The 12,945-nt window shown below is 73.3% G+C and carries 13 protein-coding genes; 6 read left to right on the top strand and 7 right to left on the bottom strand.

The window, feature by feature from the left end; genetic code table 11:
• Positions 1 to 13: 13 nt before the first annotated feature.
• Both OG852_RS21485 and OG852_RS21480 read left to right on the top strand, forming a co-directional pair.
• Positions 14 to 706, top strand: a complete 693-nt coding sequence (locus tag OG852_RS21485) for a TetR/AcrR family transcriptional regulator (protein ID WP_330348703.1) — start codon at positions 14 to 16, stop codon at positions 704 to 706.
• Positions 707 to 807: 101 nt separating this feature from the next.
• Positions 808 to 1,368: a hypothetical protein gene (locus OG852_RS21480; RefSeq protein WP_330348702.1), complete on the top strand. Its 561-nt coding sequence runs from the start codon at positions 808 to 810 to the stop codon at positions 1,366 to 1,368.
• A 7-nt stretch (positions 1,369 to 1,375) separates the two neighbouring features.
• On the opposite strand, the gene OG852_RS21475 is transcribed toward OG852_RS21480, so the two are convergent.
• Positions 1,376 to 2,161 (bottom strand): hypothetical protein, encoded by a 786-nt coding sequence (locus OG852_RS21475; protein WP_133910561.1) that lies wholly within the window; start codon positions 2,159 to 2,161, stop codon positions 1,376 to 1,378.
• A gap of 123 nt (positions 2,162 to 2,284) precedes the next feature.
• On the opposite strand from OG852_RS21475, the gene OG852_RS21470 reads away from it, so the two are divergent.
• From OG852_RS21470 to OG852_RS21460, 3 genes are all read left to right on the top strand, one after another.
• Positions 2,285 to 2,728, top strand: coding sequence for a DUF3052 domain-containing protein (locus OG852_RS21470; protein ID WP_330348701.1), 444 nt, complete (start codon positions 2,285 to 2,287; stop codon positions 2,726 to 2,728).
• Between the two features lie 118 nt (positions 2,729 to 2,846).
• Positions 2,847 to 3,740, top strand: coding sequence for a glycosyltransferase family 2 protein (locus OG852_RS21465; RefSeq protein ID WP_330351478.1), 894 nt, complete (start codon positions 2,847 to 2,849; stop codon positions 3,738 to 3,740).
• A 252-nt stretch (positions 3,741 to 3,992) separates the two neighbouring features.
• The gene (locus OG852_RS21460; RefSeq protein WP_443064548.1) at positions 3,993 to 7,247 is read left to right on the top strand and encodes a BTAD domain-containing putative transcriptional regulator; all 3,255 of its coding nucleotides are present in this window, start codon (positions 3,993 to 3,995) and stop codon (positions 7,245 to 7,247) included.
• Here the strand turns inward: OG852_RS21460 and OG852_RS21455 are convergent, their stop codons facing one another.
• Both OG852_RS21455 and OG852_RS21450 read right to left on the bottom strand, forming a co-directional pair.
• Positions 7,248 to 8,969 (bottom strand): bifunctional 3'-5' exonuclease/DNA polymerase, encoded by a 1,722-nt coding sequence (locus tag OG852_RS21455; protein ID WP_330348700.1) that lies wholly within the window; start codon positions 8,967 to 8,969, stop codon positions 7,248 to 7,250.
• Positions 8,970 to 9,011: 42 nt separating this feature from the next.
• A complete protein-coding gene (locus OG852_RS21450; protein ID WP_133910558.1) occupies positions 9,012 to 9,752 on the bottom strand; it encodes a Clp protease N-terminal domain-containing protein in 741 nt (246 codons plus the stop codon).
• Between the two features lie 24 nt (positions 9,753 to 9,776).
• Here OG852_RS21450 and OG852_RS21445 point away from each other — a divergent pair, with 24 nt between their 5' ends.
• Positions 9,777 to 10,955, top strand: a complete 1,179-nt coding sequence (locus OG852_RS21445; RefSeq protein ID WP_330348699.1) for a DUF2786 domain-containing protein — start codon at positions 9,777 to 9,779, stop codon at positions 10,953 to 10,955.
• 105 nt (positions 10,956 to 11,060) lie between these two features.
• Here the strand turns inward: OG852_RS21445 and OG852_RS21440 are convergent, their stop codons facing one another.
• The 4 genes from OG852_RS21440 to rpmB form a co-directional block, all read right to left on the bottom strand.
• A complete protein-coding gene (locus OG852_RS21440) occupies positions 11,061 to 11,597 on the bottom strand; it encodes a DUF4232 domain-containing protein (RefSeq protein ID WP_330348698.1) in 537 nt (178 codons plus the stop codon).
• Between the two features lie 119 nt (positions 11,598 to 11,716).
• Entirely contained in the window at positions 11,717 to 12,250 is a 534-nt protein-coding gene (locus OG852_RS21435) for a hypothetical protein (protein WP_133910555.1), read from the bottom strand.
• Positions 12,251 to 12,397: 147 nt separating this feature from the next.
• Positions 12,398 to 12,703, bottom strand: coding sequence for a 30S ribosomal protein S14 (rpsN, locus tag OG852_RS21430; protein ID WP_330348697.1), 306 nt, complete (start codon positions 12,701 to 12,703; stop codon positions 12,398 to 12,400).
• Positions 12,703 to 12,939 carry a 50S ribosomal protein L28 gene (gene rpmB / locus OG852_RS21425; protein WP_133910553.1) on the bottom strand — a complete coding sequence of 79 codons (237 nt, stop codon included), beginning with the start codon at positions 12,937 to 12,939 and terminating at the stop codon, positions 12,703 to 12,705. The genes rpsN and rpmB overlap by 1 nt, the downstream gene beginning before the upstream one ends.
• Positions 12,940 to 12,945 lie beyond the last annotated feature (6 nt).

Here is a 12,945-nt window from a genome sequence, read left to right as displayed (position 1 = left end):
GTACGGTGTGACCATGACTGTGTGGGACCGGCCGGAGCCGCCGACCCGCCCCGTGCCGCTCGACCGGGAGCGGATCGTCGCCGCCGCCGTCGCGCTGGCCGACGAGGGCGGGCTGGAGGCGGTGTCGTTGCGCAAGGTCGGCGCCCGGCTGGGCGCCGGCCCGATGCGGCTGTACGGATACATCTCCACCAAGGAGGAGCTGTTCGACCTCATGGTGGACGAGGTCCAGGCCGAGATCCTCCCCGAGGAGCAGCCGGGTGACTGGCGGGAGGCGCTGCGCGTCCTCGCCCACCGCACCCGGCAGACCGCCCTCCGTCACCCATGGTTGGCCGATCTGCTCGGTGGCCGCCCCACGCTGGGGCCGAACGGCCTCGCCGTGACCGAGGCCACGCTCGCCTCCCTCGACGGCCTCGCCGACATCGACACCGTCCTACGCGCCGTGGAGACCGTCAGCGCCTACTTCACCGGCGCGATCAGGCGCGAGATCGCGAACCTGCGGGCGGAGCGCGCCACGGGCCTGTCCAAACGGGACTGGCAGCGTGCCCGGGGCCCGCATGTGACGAGAATGCTGGCCACGGGCCGCTTCCCGACGCTGGCCAAGGCCGTGTACGACGGCACCCACGTGGACGCCGAGGCATCCTTCGCGACCGGCCTGGACTGGGTCCTCGACGCCGTGGCCGCCAAACTCACCCCACCCTGCCCATGAGCCATCCGGGTTACCCACCGGCGAGCGTCCGATTCGTCCACATCGCATAAAAGCACCATCGCAAGGAGTCGCACGCCCGGCACATGAAAGGCAGTTCCCGAATGTGGTCGACACGTTCCGCCCTCGCCGCCGCAACAGCACTCCTGGCCCTGACCGCCGCCGCCACCGGCGCACACGCCGCCGGTGACGGTGACGGTGACGGTCGCGCCGGCGGTGACTCCGGATCCGACAACGACCGGTGCAACGTCACCGTCGTCGGAGACAACAACAGCCACAACAACCTGGCGTGCGGTGACGTCCTCATCGGATCGGGCCACACCACCGGCACCGGACACACCATCACCCGCCGCCCCGTGGGAGACCCGAACACCACACTCACCAACAACACCAACATGACGCTGTACGCGATCACCGCCTTCTACGGCAGCGGCCCCGCCACCTTGGCACCCCACACCACCTACACACTCGGTGACGGCCGCACCTACAACGCCTACGGAACCAGCCCGACCGCGACCGACTACTGGGTCGTCGACATCCACCGCAATGATCCCGAGGACGGCGACAACACCACCAACTGCCTTGGCCCGACCGGGAGTCCCAGCTTCGGGTGCACCACCGACACGGGCGGCTCCAGCGGCATCTACGGCCTCACGCTCGGCTGACGCGCGCTCAGCCGGAGACCGGAGCCCCACCCCCGCTCGTCGCCCCGCCGCTCAGATCGTCGGAGCGCAGCAGCCGCAGGAACGCCTTCACCCCCGCGATGATCTCCTGATTGTCGGTCAACCGGTTCACCGTGGACTCGAACTCCCGCCCCAGCGCCGCCATCCGGCGGTCCGTCCCCTCGGCCCGCTCGTGCGTGCTCAGGGCCAGCGCGTCCACGGTGCGCCGCAGTTCCGCGAGCGCCTTGTACTGTTCCTCCGCCTTCTCCTCCAGGACCCGCGTCCCGGCCTCCGCGCGGTCCAGTCGGGCGCGCAGTTCCACGACGTCGTCCCGCGGGTACTTCACATCCTTCAGGAGAGTCCCGAGGCGCCGCCGGAGCTGGCCGAAGTAGGCGCCGGCCGGGCGGAGGAAGGTGCTCAGGAGGAAGAACGCGGCGAACCAGTACCCCGTGAACTCACCCGTCGCCCACGTGACCGCCACCACGACCGCCGCCGTCACGACGTGACCCGCGACCGCCGCCCGGAGCATCGCGCGGGCGATCCGCGCGGCCTCGGCGTCCCTGGCCTCGGAGATCTCCATCCCCTTCTCCCGGCTCACCGCGATCTCGGCGAGCACGGCATGCGCCCGGAAGTACAGATTCCAGGGCACGGTGAGCAGCAGCATCAGCCACAGCAGACTCAGTACGCCCGCACCGACCGCGAACACCACCGCCGGCGGCGCTCCCGCCACATACGCGAAGACCAGCGCCGCGGCCGCCACCACGACGGCCACCACCGCCCCCAGGAATCTGCCCACGCCCCCGCCTCCCGCCCGTCCGTCGGCCCTGTGCATCCCTGCATCGCTGCATCACTGCATTCATCGTCCCCGGCCCGGCGGGTGTGGGCATGAGTAGCCGTACTCAATGCCTACGGTGGGATCGTGAGCGACACCCCCACGACCGCAGGTGGCAGCGGGTACTCCGGCACCCCCCTCGCCAAGAAACTCGGCGTCAAGGCAGGCCACCGGCTCAGGTTCCTGCACGCGCCCGCCGACTGGACCGTCCCCGACCTCCCCGAGGGCATCGACGTCGCCCCCGGCGGGCCCCGCGACGCCGATCTCACCGTCGCCTTCTACCACTCGTACGCCGATCTCGCCGCGGAAGGCGAAACCCTCGTGCACGACCTCGCCGACCACGCCATGCTCTGGATCGCCTGGCCCAGGAAAGCCGCCGGCCACACCAGTGACCTCACCGAGAACGGCCTCCGCGACCTCTTCCTCCCCCTCGGTGTCGTCGATGTGAAGGTCGCGGCGCTGGGGGAGGACTGGTCGGGGCTGAAGTTCGTCCGACGGCGGGAAAACCGTCGTAAATTGGACGCGAAGTGAACCGCTGTCCGGGCAACCTCCGTATCTGAGGCAACATCTTGGTGAATGACGGGCGTCGCGCTACGGGAGCGCGGGGGAGTGCCGTCGTCGGCCGGACGGAGTGAAGAGGTTGAGCGACGTGGTGGAGCCGAGGATCGCCGTTGCCGTGGTGACCATGGGCAACCGGCCCGCCGAGGTCGATGCCCTGCTGGAGTCCGTCGCCAAACAGGACCTGGCCCCGGCGCGGATCGTCATCGTCGGCAACGGCTGCCGGCTCCCCGAGTTCGCCGAACGCCTCGCCCTGCCCGGCGAGGTCACCACCATCGACCTCGACGAGAACCTCGGCTGCCCCGGCGGCCGCAACGTCGGTCTCGAACGGCTGCGCCAGTACGGCGACATCGACGTCGTCGTGGAGCTCGACGACGACGGGCTGCTCGTCGACGCCGATGTGCTGCGCCGCGTACGCGATCACTACGTCGCCGACCCCCGCCTCGGCATCGTCGGCTTCCGCATCGCCGACGAGAACGGCGAGACCCAGCGCCGGCACGTGCCGAGGGTCGGCGCCTCCGACCCCATGGAGGGCGGGTACGTCACCGGCTTCCTCGGCGGCGGCCACGCGCTCAGCATGGCCATGCTCGCCGAGACCGGTGACTGGCCCGCCGAGTTCTTCTTCGCGCACGAGGAGACCGACCTCGCCTGGCGCGCCACCGACGCCGGCTGGAAGATCCTCTACGCGCCCGAACTGCTGCTCCAGCACCCCAAGACCTCACCCGCCCGGCACGCCATCTACCACCGCGTCACCGCCCGCAACCGCGTCTGGCTCGTCCGGCGGAACCTTCCGCTCCCTCTCATCCCCGTCCACCTGGGTGTCTGGATCGCCGTCACCCTGTTGCGCACCCGCTCGATCGGCGGGCTCAAGGCCTGGTTCGGCGGGTTCGCGGAAGGCATGCGCAAGTCGGCCGGGCCCCGGCGGCCGATGCGGTGGCGCACGGTCTGGCGGCTCACCCGCCTCGGCCGACCGCCCGTCATCTGAGCCCACATCACCTGAACGCGCGTAGAAACAGGGCGCGGGCCCCGGTCGTTCACCTCCACCGACCGGGGCCCGACGCGCCCCCGGATCCGGCCGCGGCGGCGACACTCCCCCGAGTACCGCGTTCACACGCGCGCACCGTCGGGCCGGCTCCGATGTTTTGATCACATCAGGTGGCACCAACGGATCGCTAACATATTGCCAACGGGTCTCCATGTCGTCGCTGGTCAGACGGTCTGCAGCGAGTCTTTGCACATGGACGGAAAGGCGATGGCGGACGTGATGCGGCAGGACGGGCTGCGGTTCGGACTGCTGGGCCCGCCTGTCCTCTACTGCCCTGCCACACCCGACGAAAACGCCACCGGCCTGCCGGACAAGACCTCCACCGGCCTGCCGGACAAGACCTCCACCGGCCTGCCGGACAAGACCTCCGCCGACCTGCCGGACAAGACCTCCGCCGACCTGCCGGACAAGACCTCCGCCGACCTGCCGTACGCACCCATCCGCAGCGCCAAACTCCGCACCCTCCTCGCCGCCCTGCTCCTCGACGCGAACCGGATCGTCCCCGTCGAGTCGCTCAAGGAGGCCCTGTGGGGCGGCGCGCCCCCGGCCTCCGCGCAGGCCTCCCTGCACAACCACGTCACCCGACTGCGCCGGCTCCTCGACGACCCGGAGCGGCTGCGGGCCGTACCGCCCGGCTACCAACTCCGTGTCGAACAGGGCGAGCTCGACGTCCATGTCTTCGAGCGGCACCTCGCCACCGCGCGCGGCGCGCACGCCGCCCGCAACTGGGAGCGCGTCATCGCCGAATGCGCCGCCGCGCTCGCCCTGTGGCGCGGCACCCCGCTCGGCGGCCTGCCCGCCGACCTCGGCGGCTATGCCTTCGTACGACGTCTGCGGGAGGCCCGGCTGCTCCTGCTGGAGTGGCGCTACGACGCCGAACTCGCCCTCGGCGGAACCGGAACGAGGATCGTGCCGGAGCTGACGGCCCTCGCCGCCGAACACCCCCTGCGCGAGGCCTACCACCGCCAGCTGATGCTCGCCCTGCACCGCACCGGCCGGCAGGCCGAGGCCCTCGGCGTCCACCGCGACCTGCGCACCCGCCTCGTCGAGGAACTCGGCGTCGAACCGGGCCCGGCGGTCCGCGAGGCCCATGTGGAGGTGTTGCGGGGGATTCCGGACGAGGAACCGGCGGAGCCGACCGACGAGCAAGCCCCCACCGAGCAGCGAGCCGACCTCGGGCCCGGCACCCCCACCACCCCCACCACGCCCGCCCCCGTCACCGCCTCACCCCCACCCCCCGACCCCGCCCAACTCCCTCCGCCTCCCGCCCACTTCACCGGCCGCGACACCACCCTGCGTCACCTCACCGACCTCCTTACGGCTGCGTCACCCGACGGCCGTCCCACCCTCGCCGTCATCACCGGTATGGCCGGCGTCGGCAAGAGTGCCCTCGCCCTTCAGGTGGCGCATGCGCTGAGGGAACGTTTCCCCCATGGTCAGCTCTACCTCAACCTGCACGGCGCCACCCCCGGCATGACCCCCCTCCCCGCCCCTCAGGCCCTCGCCGCCCTTCTCCGCGACCTCGGCACCGAGCCTCGCCGCATCCCCGAACACCCGGACGCGGCAGCCGCGTTGCTGCGGAGTCTCCTCGCGCCGACCCGCACCCTCCTCGTCCTGGACGACGCCGCCTCCGCCGCCCAGATCCGCCCGCTGCTGCCGGCCGGGCCGGGCTGCGCGGTGATCGTCACCAGCCGTTCCCCGCTCACCGTCCTCGACGGCGCCCACCGCTTCCCGCTCGCGCCCCTGTCCGCCGAGGACAGCGCCGCCCTGCTGCGTGCGCTCTCCGGCCGCGACGACGCGCACGACGGCGACCGCCTCGACGCACACCATCCCCTCGTCGGCCTCACCGGCCGCCTCCCGCTCGCCCTCCGTGTCGTCGCCGCCCGTCTCGCCGCCCGCAGGGCCCTCACCCCGGACGCGCTCGCCGGACAACTGACCGCCACCCAGGGCCGGTTGCACCACCTCGAATACGACGACCTGAGCGTGCGCCGCTCCCTCGCCGTGGCCCACGACGCGCTCGCCGCCTCCGAGCGGGAGGCCGACCGGGACGCGGCCCTCGCCCTGTGCCGTATCGGCGCCCTCGACCTGCCGTCGTACGGCGCACGCCTGCTGGCCCGGCTCACGGGCACCAACGAGCGCCGCGCCGAGGCAGCCCTCGACCGGCTCGTCGACGTGGCCCTGCTGGAGGAGACCGCCTACGGCCGGTACGCCCCCCACGACCTCGTCCGTGACTTCGCCCGCGAACTCGCGGCACAGGACGTCACGGAGGCCTCCACCGGCACCACCGCCTCCACCGGCACCACCATCGACACCACAGCCACCCCCACGGCCACCGTCCTTCACTGGTACGCCGCCCTCGCCGAACGCGCCCTCACCGCCGTCGTCGATCCCGGGCTCGACCAGGACGACCGGCGCCGCCCCACGCCGGCCCAGCCGCCCGCCCACGCGGCGCACCTCGCGGACGTGCCGCCCTTCTCCGGGCCCGAGGAGGCCTTCGCCTGGGCCGAGACGGAGCTGCAGAACATCGTCGCCCTGGTGGTGGCCTCCGCGGGAGGCGACGACGCACCCCTTGTCTCCACGCTCCTCCGGCTCCTCTTCCCCTGCCTCCAGCGCCTGGGTCGCGTCGCCGAGATGGAGGTGCTCGGGCAGGTCGCGCTGCGCACGGCGCGCCGGCTCGGGGACGCGACGGCGGAGGCGTACGCCCTCGGTGACCTCGCCGGTCTGCACTTCCTGACCGGCCGGCTCCAGGACGCCCTCGCCCTCAACGGCCGTGCCCTGACCATCTGGCTCCGGCTCGACCGGCTGTCCTGGATCCGCCGCTGCCTCAACAACCGGGGGCTGCTGCTGGAGAGCCTCGGCCGGTTCGAGGAGTCCGGTGACGCGCTGCGGCGGAGCCTGCGGTACTCGCGCCGGCTCGACGACCGGCACGGCGAGGCCATCACCCACAGCCACCTCGGCAACCTGTACGAGCACACGGACCCGCGCGCCGCCATCGAGCAGCACCGCCTCTCGCTGGCCATCGGGGACGAGATCGGCGCCGTGATCGTGCGGCACTCGGCGCACTGCAACATCGGCTACGCCCATCTGACCCTCGGTGAACCGGCCGCCGCCCTGCCGCACTTCGAGGAGAGCCTGCGCATCCTCGGCGACCACAGCGACTGGCACGGCGAGTCGCAGACCCGGCTGGGGCTGGTCCGCGCGTTGCGGCTGCTGGGCCGGAGCGCGGACGCCGCGGGGGAGTGCGCCGAACTGCTGCGCCGCGCCGACGCCCGTGCCGACCGCTACACCGCCGGTCTCGCCCGCCACCAGCAGGGTCTGCTGATGAGCGAGCAGGGGCGCCGGGACGAGGCGCGGGCGCAGTGGCGGTCGGCCCTGGAGGCGCTGGACGGCACGGACGAGAACGCGGTGGTGGCGGAACTCAGGGAACTGCTCGGCCCGTTCACGTGATCACTTCGCGTCGGCATAGCACTCCACCACCGCCGTCGTGAACGGGAAGCGCACCGGTGTCTCCCCGAACGTCAGCCGTCCCGCCAGGGCGGCCGCCTCCCGGATCGCGGCGACGACCGCCTCCGCCTCCTCCTGGGGGCAGTGCACGATCACCTCGTCGTGCTGGAAGAAGACCAGCTCGGCCGCCATGTCCGCGCAGGTGCGGCGCAGCGCGGCGAGCAGGAGCAGCGCCCAGTCGGCGGCGCTGCCCTGGACGACGAAGTTACGGGCGAAGCGGCCACGCGCGCGTGCGTTGGACGAGGCGTAGCCGGGGACCCACTGCCGGCCGCCGTCCTCCTGCTCCTCGCCCTCGGCGGGGGTGGCGGGGTCGACGGGGATGCCCGCCTCCTCCGTCGCCTCGCCCGCGCCGGCCGCGGGCGGGCAGGTCCGGCCCAGCCAGGTGCGGACGAGCCGGCCCTCCTCGCCCGCCTTGGCGGCCTCGTCGACGTAGGCCACCGCGCGCGGGAAGCGGCGGCGGAGCGCGGCGAGGTTCTTCAGGCCGTCGCCGGAGGTCTGGCCGTAGACGGCGCTCAGCACGGCGAGTTTCGCCTGGTCGCGGTCGCCGGAGAAGGCACGGTCGGAGACGGACTGGTAGAGGTCGCTCTCCTGGCCGGCCACCTCCATCAGACCGGGGTCGCGGGAGATCGCCGCGAGGACGCGCGGCTCCATCTGGTCGGCGTCGGCGACGACCAGCCGCCAGCCGGGGTCGGCGACCACGGCCCGCCGGATGACCTTGGGGATCTGCAGGGCGCCCCCGCCGTTGGTCACCCAGCGGCCGGTGACCGTGCCGTGCGCCAGGAACTCGGGGCGGAAACGGCCTTCGCGCACCCAGTCCTGCAGCCAGGACCAGCCGTGGGCGACCCAGATGCGGTACAGCTTCTTGTACTCGATCAGTGGTTTCACCGCGGGATGGTCGAGGGACTGCAGCTCCCAGCGGCGGGTCGACTTCACCCGGATCCCCGCCTGGCCGAACGCCTTGAGGACGTCGGCGGGCAGATCGGGCCGGACCCGGCGGCCGAACGCGGCGGACACCTCGTCGGCCAGCTCGGCCAGCCGGCGGGGCTCGCCGCCGCCCGCGTACCGCTCGCCGAGCAGGTCCCGCAGCACCGCCCGGTGCACCTCCGCGCTCCACGGCAGGCCCGCGCGGTTCATCTCGGCGGCCACCAGCATCCCCGCCGACTCGGCCGCCGTCAGCAGCCGCATCCGGTCCGGGTGCTCCGCGCGCGTGTGCCGCCTCAGCTGCTCGGCGTAGACCTCGGCCAGCTCGGCCAGCGGCATGGGGGCGGTCCGCACGGACTGCGGTTCGAAGAGGGAGGACTGGGTGTGCGCGGCGGGATCGGCGGAGCGCTGCGGCGGGTCGGGCGGTACGGGGCCGCCGCGCAGCCGTGCCAGGGCGGCGGCCGCCGAACGGGGTTCCCCGTACCGCCCCTCGTGGCCGAGGAGGAGGGTCTCGGCGTCCTCGACGTCGTAGCACCGATCCACTCGCACCCCCGTGGCGAGCAGACGCGGGTACACCTCGGCCGTGGAGCGCCAGACCCAGCGGGTGACGCCGGGCCGCTCGCGCACGGCCCGGGCGGGATCCGCCTCCCGCAGGACCGGACCGGCGGGCAGCCCGTCCGGACCGAGGGGGGCGACCTCCACGCCACCGTCCTCGGCCGGAGCGAGCGCCCACCGGTCGGCCATGGTTGCGAGTGTCGCAGGAGGGTCTGACATTGATGCTGATACTCAGGTTCCGGCGGCCGTCCCGAGCCCCACGGTGAGCTTCGTCAGGGCCTGCGCGACCCATCCCTCCGTGGCGGGCTTCTCGATGCCGAGGTCCGAGAGGACCCCCTCGCCGTTCTCGAACTCCAGCAGCGCCAGCAGGATGTGCTCGGTGCCGACGTAGTTGTGGCCGAGGCGGAGCGCCTCGCGGAAGGTGAGCTCCAGGACCTTCTTGGCGTCGGAGGCGTAGGGGATCAGCTCCGGGACCTCCTCCACGGCGGGCGGCAGGGCGGCGGTCGCGGCCTGGCGGACGGTGTCCAGGAGGACCCCCTGCGCGGTGATCGCCTTGGCGGCCAGGCCCTCCGGCTCGGCCAGCAGACCGAGCACCAGGTGTGCGGGGCGGCCCTCGGCGTTGCGGGCGGCGACGGCCTCGTTGTGGGCGGCCACCACGACGTTGCGGGCGCGCGGGGTGTAGCGGCTGAAGCCCTGGGCGGGGTCGAGGTCGGCCGACTCCTTCGGCACGAACCGCTTCTGGGCCGCCTGCCGGGTGACCCCCATGCTCCTGCCGATGTCGGTCCAGGAGGCGCCCGAGCGACGGGCCTGGTCGACGAAGTGCCCGATCAGATGGTCGGCCACCTCGCCGAGGTGATCGGCGGCGATCACCGCGTCCTGGAGCTGGTCGAGGGGTTCGGGGTGAACCTTCTTGATGGCCGCGATGAGCTCGTCGAGCCGTACGGATGACGTGATGGTGGGGTTCGTCGTCATGTGTCAACCGTAAGTTGACACTCCATGGCTGTCAACCTCGGGTTGTCAGTCGCGTGCTTTTTCTCCACGCGCGCGTGGCACGATCGACCCGTGAGCAGCAGCACCGTGGACACCGCCTTCCAGGCCGCCCTCTACGACACCGCGGACACCGCCCTCGACACGGGCGCCTCCGTCCTCGCCGGCGACCCCTCGGCGGACGCCGAACTCGACCGGCGCGGCCGGGAGTTCGTGGCGGCGGCCTGGCGGCGCGGCTGGCAGCCCGCCGACGTCGTACGGATCGCGCGCCGGGACCTGGACGACGTCCACGTGCGCGTGCTGGCCGCGCTGATCCGCGCGCAGGCGCCGGACGACACGGCGCGCGGCCCCCGCTGGACGGCGCAGCTCGCCGAACTGCCCGCCGAGCCCCCGGCCCGCACGGACCGCTTCTCGCACGCCACCACGGTCCTGGAGCTCTACCGCCTGCTGCTGCGCCTGCCCGCCCTCGAACCCCTCCAGGAGCCCCGGCCGGGTCCGGGCCGGCGCTCCGACTCCCGGATGCTCACGCGGATCCGGGCGCTGCTCGCCAAGGCGGAGGCCACCGGCTATCCGCAGGAGGCGGAGGCGCTCACCGCGAAGGCGCAGGAGCTGATGGCCCGGCACAGCGTCGACGAGGCGCTGCTCGACGCGCAGGCCACGGACCCGGACGCCCCCGCCGCCTGCCGGATCGGGGTCGAGCCGCCGTACGAGCAGGCCAAGGCCATGCTGCTGAACGCGGTCGCGGACGCCAACCACTGCCGGGCGGTCTGGAACGAGCCCTACGGCTTCTCCACGGTCGTCGGCTTCGAGGCCGATCTCGCGGCGGTGGAGCTGCTCCACACCTCGCTGCTCGTGCAGGCGCAGTCGGCGATGGCGAAGGCGGAGGCCGCCCAGCGGGCCGGCGGCCGCAAGCGGACCAAGACCTTCCGGCAGTCCTTCCTCGCCGCCTACGCCCACCGCATGGGCACCCGGCTGGGCGAGGTCGCGGCCGCCACCGAGAGCCGTGCGGGCGAGGACCTGCTGCCGGTCCTCGCCACCCGGGAGGTCGCGGTCACGGCGGCCACGGACCGGATGTTCCCGGACACGGTCACCACCCGAATGCGCGGGATCACCGACGAGGCGGGCTGGACCGAGGGAGCCGAGGCCGCCGACCGGGCCCAGGTCGCCTCCCGGCCCCGGCTCCCCTGAGAGCCCGGCCCCGGCTTCCCCGAGAGCCCGGGTGGGGCCCCGGGCGGGCGCCCGCCGCCCGGCAGGCGCTCTCCCGGAGGGGCCGGGCCGCGCTCCCGAGCCGGGTCAGTCGCCCGTCTGCGTGAAGGGGCCGACGGAGGCGTCCGGCTTGCCCGCGCTCTTCAGCGAGACATCGCCGTACGACCAGGGGAAGCTCCGCGTCTTGTCCGACCCCGGGAGGCTGTACTCCACCGTCTTGACGGCGAGGCTCCGGTCGCCGCTCTCGCCGCGGACGTAGGTGATCGTGAAGGTGACCGTGCCCTGCTCGGGGACGGTCAGCTTCGCCGCCTGGGCCGCCGGGTCCCGCGGCACGTCCGCCGGGTCGCCGCCGGAGGTGAGGCGGACGCCGGGCAGGCCGTCCAGGGTGCACTCGGCGCCCTTGTTGGTGAGGGTGACGGTCACGTTGCCGGTGTCCCCGGCCGCGGGGGCGGCGTCCACCGGGCCGACCTCCTGGCCCAGGCTGTCGAAGGTGCAGGCGGAACCGGAGGCGGAGGCCAAGGCCTTGCTCCCGGTGTCGCCCGAGCCGCTGTCGTCGCCGCTGGAGCAGGCGGTGAGCAGCAGGGCCGCGGTGAGGGCGGTGACGGTGATCGGAACGGCGCGCATGAGGGGTCCCCTGGGGTCTGTGGCGGTGCTGAAAGGATCATCACGCACGCGCGTGGCACCGTGCCGCGCGCCCCCACCCGGGCCCGCACTCCCTGGGTGCCGCGTGCTCGGGCCGGGCGTCAGGAGGAGCCGAGGGCGGCCGTCGGCAGCCCCGAGGGCAGCCGGCCGTTCTCCGCCTTGGTGTACGTCTCCTTGCCGGCCGCGCCCGACCAGGTCACCTTCATGGTGTCGCCGTCGATCGAGTCGACCATGCCGGTCGTACGGTCCTTCGAGCCGGTCGGGCACTTGAGGTAGATCATCTTCATGCCGGCGCTCGCGCTCGCGGTCCCGCTGCACACGGTGCCGCCGGTGGCGAAGAGGGCGGCCTGCTTCCCGGTGATGATCAGCGCGACGGCGTCGCCGTCCGCCGTGGTCAGCCAGTTGCCCTCCAGCTCGCTCGACGCGGAGGCCGTGGCCCCGCCCGACCCGCTGCCCGACCCCCCGGTGCCCGCGGTCGCCGTACCGGCGCTCGCGGAGGGGATCGCCGCGGAGCCGTCGTCGTCGGACCCGCCGCCGCACCCGGTCAGCGCGAGCGCGCCCGCCAGCGCCGCGGCGGCCGCCACGGCCCGCACCGGCCGACGGGACGTGCCGCGCGAGTAGATCGCCGAAGTCACTGCAAGCTCCCAAGCTGTAGCCGGACGGGCCGGACGGGAAGGACCGCAGCAAGCTACCAGCCCACCCGCCCGGAACCCTGAGCCCGCCCTGTGACCTCCCGGCACCCACCTGTGACTTCCCGGAGCGCCCCCGGCCCGCCGCCCGACCTACCAGGACGCCTTCCGCACCCCCGGCAGATACCCTGCGTGCGCCTGCTCCCGCACTCCCACCCGGGACAGTCCGAACGCCCGGAGGTAGCCGCGCGGACGGCCGTCCACCTGGTCCCGGTTGCGTACGCGCGTCGCGCTCGCGTCCCTCGGCTGGCGGCGCAGTTCCCGCTGGGTGGCGAGCCGCTCGGCCTCCGTCGAGGAGGGCCGCCGCAGGACCTCCTTCAGCTCGGCCCGCCGACGGGCGTACCGCGCGACGATCTCCCGCCGCCGCTCGTTCTTCGCGATCTTGCTCTTCTTGGCCATCAGACCCGCACCCCCCGGGCGCGGATCCGCGCCACCGCCGCCTCGACGCCGATCGCGTCGACGGTCCTGATCCCCCGGGCGCTCAGTCGCAGCCGTACCTGACGCCCCTCACTGGGCAGCCAGTACCGCTTGCTCTGGACGTTCGGGTCGAAACGGCGGGACGTCCGCCGGTGGGAGTGCGAGACGCGGTTGCCGAATCCGGGCCGGGCCCCGGTCAGCATGCAGTGCGCGGACATGGGTGA

Origin of the sequence: Streptomyces sp. NBC_00582, assembly GCF_036345155.1 — a bacterium.
Lineage (GTDB): Bacteria > Actinomycetota > Actinomycetes > Streptomycetales > Streptomycetaceae > Streptomyces.
This window is presented reverse-complemented; position numbering and strand designations above follow the sequence as displayed.

What these genes read in the sequence shown, in the direction of transcription:
- rpmB (WP_133910553.1), bottom strand. Translation starts at nt 12,939, where the DNA reads ATGTCCGCGCACTGCATGCTGACCGGGGCCCGGCCCGGATTCGGCAAC.
- OG852_RS21455 (WP_330348700.1), bottom strand. Translation starts at nt 8,969, where the DNA reads ATGGCCGACCGGTGGGCGCTCGCTCCGGCCGAGGACGGTGGCGTGGAG.
- OG852_RS21450 (WP_133910558.1), bottom strand. Translation starts at nt 9,752, where the DNA reads ATGACGACGAACCCCACCATCACGTCATCCGTACGGCTCGACGAGCTC.
- OG852_RS21440 (WP_330348698.1), bottom strand. Translation starts at nt 11,597, where the DNA reads ATGCGCGCCGTTCCGATCACCGTCACCGCCCTCACCGCGGCCCTGCTG.
- OG852_RS21480 (WP_330348702.1), top strand. Translation starts at nt 808, where the DNA reads ATGTGGTCGACACGTTCCGCCCTCGCCGCCGCAACAGCACTCCTGGCC.
- OG852_RS21445 (WP_330348699.1), top strand. Translation starts at nt 9,777, where the DNA reads ATGGCTGTCAACCTCGGGTTGTCAGTCGCGTGCTTTTTCTCCACGCGC.
- OG852_RS21485 (WP_330348703.1), top strand. Translation starts at nt 14, where the DNA reads ATGACTGTGTGGGACCGGCCGGAGCCGCCGACCCGCCCCGTGCCGCTC.
- rpsN (WP_330348697.1), bottom strand. Translation starts at nt 12,703, where the DNA reads ATGGCCAAGAAGAGCAAGATCGCGAAGAACGAGCGGCGGCGGGAGATC.
- OG852_RS21460 (WP_443064548.1), top strand. Translation starts at nt 3,993, where the DNA reads ATGGACGGAAAGGCGATGGCGGACGTGATGCGGCAGGACGGGCTGCGG.